This window comes from Streptomyces sp. NPDC090442 (genome assembly GCF_044769405.1).
Lineage (GTDB): Bacteria > Actinomycetota > Actinomycetes > Streptomycetales > Streptomycetaceae > Streptomyces.
In genome coordinates this window covers 1-3198 of the sequence record NZ_JBIVXW010000192.1, presented here as the reverse complement: position 1 = coordinate 3198, position 3198 = coordinate 1, and the positions used below count along the sequence as shown (strand labels likewise).

The 3198-nt window shown below is 70.9% G+C and carries 1 protein-coding gene; it reads right to left on the bottom strand.

Annotated features, from left to right (window positions below; all coding sequences use genetic code 11):
• The coding region (locus ACIQU6_RS44200) for an SDR family NAD(P)-dependent oxidoreductase (RefSeq protein ID WP_403488318.1) at nucleotides 1–3179 on the bottom strand (3179 nt) is incomplete at its 3' end.
• Nucleotides 3180–3198 lie beyond the last annotated feature (19 nt).

Below are 3198 nucleotides of genomic sequence, written 5' to 3'. Positions count from 1 at the left end.
ACCGTCACACCACCGGCCAACGCCAACGCACACTCACCACCACGCAACGCCTGCGCAGCAAGGTGCATCGCCACCAACGACGACGAACACGCCGTGTCCACCGTCATCGCCGGTCCCTCGAAGCCGAGGGCGTACGACACCCGCCCCGACAGCACGCTCGCCGTGTTCCCGGTGGCCAGGTAGGTCTCGGCGTCGCGCGGCGCCCGGGCCATCAGGGCGGCGTAGTCCTGGCCGTTGGTGCCGGCGAAGACGCCGACCCGGCTGCCGTGCAGGGATGTCGGGTCGATACCGGCCCGTTCGACGGCCTCCCAGGAGGTCTCCAACAGCAGCCGCTGCTGCGGGTCCATCGCCACCGCCTCACGCGGCGAAATCCCGAACAGCTCGGCATCGAAGTCGCCGGCCGCGCGGACGAACCCGCCCTCCTGGACGTAGCTCGTGCCTGTCCTGCCGGGGCTGGTGTCGAAGAGTGCGTCGAGGTCCCAGCCGCGGTCGGCGGGGAACGGCCCCATCGCGTCCCCGCCCGAGACCAACAGATCCCACAACTCATCCGGCGACGACACCCCACCCGGGAACCGACAGGACATGCCGACGATGGCGATCGGCTCGTCCTCGACGACCGATGCGCGTGTCTCATCGAGGTGTTGGACGTGCGTACCGAGGAGTTCGGCAGCGATGTGGTTGGCGAGTGCGGAGGGCGTCGGATAGTCGAAGACCATCGTCGACGGCAGGGCGAGTCCGGTGGCGGTGGACAGCGCGTTGCGGAATTCCACGGCGGTGAGGGAGTCGAAGCCGAGCTCGCGGAAGGCGCGCTTCGCGGCCACCGCGTCCGCCGAGGCGTGGCCGAGCACGGCGGCGGCGCGGGACCGCACCACGTCCAACACCAGTCGCTCGCGCTCGCCTGCGGCGACGTTCGCCAGGCGCGCGGCGAGCGTTCCCTCGTCCGCGGCGGTCGCTGCGGTCCGGGACGAGCTCTTGGCCGCCAGGGCGCGTCGGGCCTCCGGCACCGCACCGAACAGCGCAGTCGGGCGGGCCGCGGTGAACGCGGGGGCGTAGCGCTCCCAGTCGATGTCGGCGATCAGCGGGCAGACCTCGGCCCCCAACGCCCGTTCCAAAGCGCGCAGTGCCAGCTCCGGCGCCATGGTGCCGAAGCCGCCGCGCGCAAGGCGGTTGGCCACGACATCGCCGGTGGCCATGCCCGCCTGGTCCCAGGCACCCCACGCCACCGACGTGGCCGGCAGTCCCTCGCGCACCCGCAGCTCGGCCAACGCGTCGAGATACGCATTCGCCGCCGCGTAATTCCCCTGGCCGGGCCCCCCGACCGCACCGGCGACGGAGGCGAAGAGGACGAAGGCGGTGAGGGGGTGGTCTCGGGTGAGGTCATGCAGATGACGGGCGGCAACCACCTTGGGCGCGAAGACCCTCGCGAAGCGGTCGGGCGTCAGTCCGTCCACCACGCCGTCGTCCAACACACCGGCGGTGTGGAAGACCGCGGAGAGCTCCTCGTCGGCCAACACTGCCGCCAGTGCGGCACGGTCGGCCACGTCGCAGGCGACGACGCGGACCTCGGCACCGGTACTCGCCAGCTCCTCCCGCAACTCGACCGCACCCGGAGCGTCCTCGCCCCGCCGACTCAGCAGCACGACCCGACGCGCGCCCCGCTCGACGACCCAACGGGCCACCTGGGCACCCAGGGCGCCCGTACCACCGGTGACCAACACCGTGCCGGCAACCGACCAGTCCGCCTCTGTCACGCGACCCGAGCGCACCAGCCGTCGACCGAAAACACCCGAGGGGCGGACGGCCACCTGGTCCTCGACACCCTGCGACAGAACGCCAGCCAGCCGACGCCCCGCCCGCTCATCCACCACAGCCGGCACATCAACCAGACCACCCCACCGGTCCGGCAACTCCAACGCCACCACACGACCCAGACCCCACACCATCGCCGCATCCGGATCGATGACCGCATCCGACGAGCTCACCGCAACCGCACCCCGGGTAAGACCCCAGACAGGCGCCACCACGTCCGCATCGGACAGCGCCTGTACCGCGGTCGCCGCCCGCGTCACGTCGAGGGCCAGCAACACTCCGGACACCGTCGCGGTTTCCCCGCCGGAACGGACCAGCTCAGCAAGCCCGGCACGGTCCGTCACAGACGACACCACCAGACGACAGACCTCCGCCCCACGCGCCCCCAACTCCCCCGCCACATCAACGTACTCGTCCCCGCCCTCGCCAGTCAGCAGCAGCCAACGCCCCGACAGCCGACCCTCCTCCGACAGACTCACCGCCGCCCACGAGAACCGATAACGCCAGTCATCCACCACCGACCGCTCACGATGCTGCCGACGCCACGCAGACAACGCCGGCACCACCGCCCGCAACGCCTCACCATCAGCCAACGCCAGCGTCCCCGCCAACCCCTCCACATCGCCCTGCTCCACCGCAGACCAGAACTCACCCTCTACCAGATCAGCCCCAACAGAGACCGCCGGCGATGCCACCTCCACCCAGAACCGCTGCCGCTGGAAGGCATACGTCGGCAACTCAACCCGGCAACCACCCGCGAACACCGAGCTCCAGTCCGTGACCACACCGTGGGCATGGAGTTGGGCGAGCGCGCCGATGAAGGTGCTGTCCGATCCGCGGTCCGCGCGTTGGGTCGCGACGCAGACGGCGTCGGCAGCACCGTCGACGAGGGTCGCGCCGGCCAGTGCGGTGAGAACGCTGTCCGGCCCGACCTCAACGAACCGCGTGACACCCGCCTCCTCGGCCGCACGCACCGCGTCGGCGAACCGCACGGCCTCGCGCACCTGCCGCACCCAGTACGCGGACGAGCACAGGTCTTCGGCGGAAGCAGCCTCCCCGCTCAGTGTCGAAATCACCGGGATCCGTGGCGCCTCGTAGGTCAACTGACCTGCCACAGCGGCGAATTCCTCCAGCATGCCGTCCATGCGGTGGGAGTGGAACGCATGCGAGACGCGCAGCCGACTCGACTTCCGACCGTTCGACTGCGCCCACTCCCGTACGGCCTCGACGGCATCCTCATCACCGGACACCACCACAGACCCCGGCCCATTGACCGCCGCCAACGACACCGCCCCACCCAACAGGCCGGCAATCTCGTCCTCGCGAGCCTGGACGGCGAGCATCGCCCCGCCCTCGGGCAACGCCTGCATCAACCGACCACGCGCCGCC